Source organism: Mesorhizobium sp. M4A.F.Ca.ET.020.02.1.1, from assembly GCF_004022645.1.
GTDB lineage: Bacteria > Pseudomonadota > Alphaproteobacteria > Rhizobiales > Rhizobiaceae > Mesorhizobium.
This window is the reverse complement of the sequence record NZ_RZOI01000743.1, coordinates 1-2,881: the sequence shown is the minus strand read 5'-3', so window position 1 is coordinate 2,881 and position 2,881 is coordinate 1. Positions and strand designations below refer to the sequence as shown.

Below are 2,881 nucleotides of genomic sequence, written 5' to 3'. Positions count from 1 at the left end.
CCGCCACTCCCTTGACGTCAAGGGAGCCAAAGAGCGCGAGACGTACGGAAACCTCTTTCCTGAGGGCCGCGGAACGGCCTTCAGGAAACGGGTTTTCTCCCGTTTTAACCGGCCGCCGACTGGCGGCGGGAAAACAGATCAGGGGCTGCCGCCGAGGCGGCCCGGAATGCAAGGCGAGCCGCGGCGAGGTTCGCCCCGAGAATCGAGCTAAGGAGCGACGATGGCCCAGACCCAGACTTTCAATGGCCGCAGACGCGTACGCAAGTTCTTCGGAAAGATCCCGGAAGTTGCGGAGATGCCGAACCTGATCGAGGTTCAGAAGGCATCCTACGACCAGTTCCTGATGGTGGACGAGCCCAAGGGCGGCCGTCCCGATGAGGGACTGCAGGCCGTTTTCAAGTCGGTCTTCCCGATCTCCGATTTTTCCGGCTCCTCGATGCTGGAGTTCGTGAAGTACGAGTTCGAAGGACCGAAATTCGACGTTGACGAATGCCGTCAGCGCGACCTGACCTATGCCGCGCCGCTGAAGGTGACGCTGCGCCTCATCGTGTTCGATATCGACGAGGATACCGGCGCGAAGTCGATCAAGGACATCAAGGAGCAGGACGTCTACATGGGCGACATGCCGCTCATGACGTCCAACGGCACCTTCATCGTCAACGGCACCGAGCGCGTCATCGTCTCGCAGATGCACCGCTCGCCGGGCGTCTTCTTCGACCATGACAAGGGCAAGTCGCACTCGTCGGGCAAGCTCCTGTTTGCCGCGCGCGTCATTCCCTATCGCGGCTCGTGGCTCGACATCGAGTTCGACTCCAAGGACGTCGTGCACGCCCGCATCGACCGCCGCCGCAAGATCCCGGTGACGTCGCTGCTGATGGCGCTCGGCATGGACGGCGAGGAGATCCTGTCGACCTTCTACAACAAGATCACCTACAAGCGCGCCGGCGACCACTGGCGCATTCCCTTCAACGTCGAGCGCTTCCGCGGCCTCAAGGCCGTCGGCGACCTCGTCGATGCCGACACCGGCGAGATCGTCATCGAGGCCGGCAAGAAGATCACCGCGCGCCAGGCCCGCCAGCTCGGCGAAAAGGGCCTGAAGGCGATCAAGGCGACTGACGAGGATCTGCTCGGCAACTACCTCGCCGAGGACATCGTCAACTACGCCACCGGCGAGATATTCCTCGAGGCCGGCGACGAGATCGACGACAAGACGCTGAAGGTGCTGCTCGGCACCGGCGAGCAGGAAATCCAGATCCTCGACATCGACCACGTCAATGTCGGCGCCTACATCCGCAACACTCTCGCCGTCGACAAGAACGAGAGCCGGCAGGACGCGCTGTTCGACATCTACCGCGTCATGCGCCCGGGCGAGCCGCCGACGCTCGAGACCGCCGAAGCCATGTTCAACTCGCTGTTCTTCGACAGCGAACGCTATGACCTGTCGGCCGTCGGCCGCGTCAAGATGAACATGCGCCTCGAGCTCAAGGCCGAGGATACGGTGCGTGTGCTGCGCAAGGAAGACATCCTGGCCGTGGTCAAGACACTGGTGGAACTGCGCGACGGCAAGGGCGAGATCGACGACATCGACAATCTCGGCAACCGCCGCGTGCGCTCGGTCGGCGAGCTGATGGAAAACCAGTACCGCGTCGGCCTGCTGCGCATGGAGCGCGCGATCAAGGAACGCATGTCCTCGATCGAGATCGACACGGTGATGCCGCAGGACCTGATCAACGCCAAGCCGGCGGCCGCCGCCGTGCGCGAGTTCTTCGGTTCCTCGCAGCTGTCGCAGTTCATGGACCAGACCAACCCGCTGTCGGAGATCACCCACAAGCGCCGCCTTTCGGCGCTTGGACCGGGCGGTCTGACGCGCGAGCGCGCCGGCTTCGAGGTGCGCGACGTGCATCCGACGCATTACGGCCGCATCTGCCCGATCGAGACGCCGGAAGGCCCGAATATCGGTCTGATCAACTCGCTGGCGACCTTCGCGCGCGTCAACAAGTACGGCTTCATCGAGAGCCCGTACCGCAAGATCGTCAACGGCAAGCTGACCAACGAGGTCGTCTACCTGTCGGCGATGGAAGAAGCCAAGCACCATGTCGCGCAGGCCAACGCCGAGCTCGACAAGAATGGCGGCTTCGTTGACGAATTCGTCATCTGCCGCAACGCCGGCGAAGTGATGATGGCGCCGCGCGAGAACGTCGATCTGATGGACGTGTCGCCGAAGCAGATGGTTTCGGTGGCGGCGGCGCTCATCCCGTTCCTCGAGAACGACGACGCCAACCGCGCGCTGATGGGCTCGAACATGCAGCGTCAGGCCGTGCCGCTGGTGCGCGCCGAGGCGCCGTTCGTCGGCACCGGCATGGAGCCGATCGTCGCCCGTGACTCGGGCGCCGCCATCGGCGCCCGCCGCGGCGGCATCGTCGACCAGGTGGACGCGACGCGTATCGTCATCCGCGCCACGGAAGATCTCGATCCCGGCAAGTCCGGCGTCGACATCTACCGGCTGATGAAGTTCCAGCGTTCGAACCAGAACACCTGCATCAACCAGCGTCCGCTGGTGCGCATGGGCGACCGCGTCAACAAGGGCGACATCATCGCCGATGGTCCGTCGACCGAGCTCGGCGATCTGGCGCTCGGCCGCAACGTGCTGGTCGCGTTCATGCCGTGGAACGGCTATAACTACGAGGACTCGATCCTCTTGTCCGAGCGCATCGTCGCCGACGACGTCTTCACCTCGATCCACATCGAGGAGTTCGAGGTCATGGCGCGCGACACCAAGCTCGGGCCGGAGGAAATCACGCGCGACATTCCGAACGTTTCGGAAGAGGCGCTGAAGAACCTCGACGAAGCCGGCATCGTCTACATCGGCGCGGAAGCGCAG

At 63.7% G+C, this 2,881-nt stretch carries 1 protein-coding gene; it reads left to right on the top strand.

Features of this window, described 5'->3' with window-relative positions; genetic code table 11:
- Positions 1-220: 220 nt before the first annotated feature.
- A partial coding sequence (rpoB, locus tag EN742_RS30340; protein WP_128333629.1) for a DNA-directed RNA polymerase subunit beta occupies positions 221-2,881 on the top strand: 2,661 nt, incomplete at its 3' end.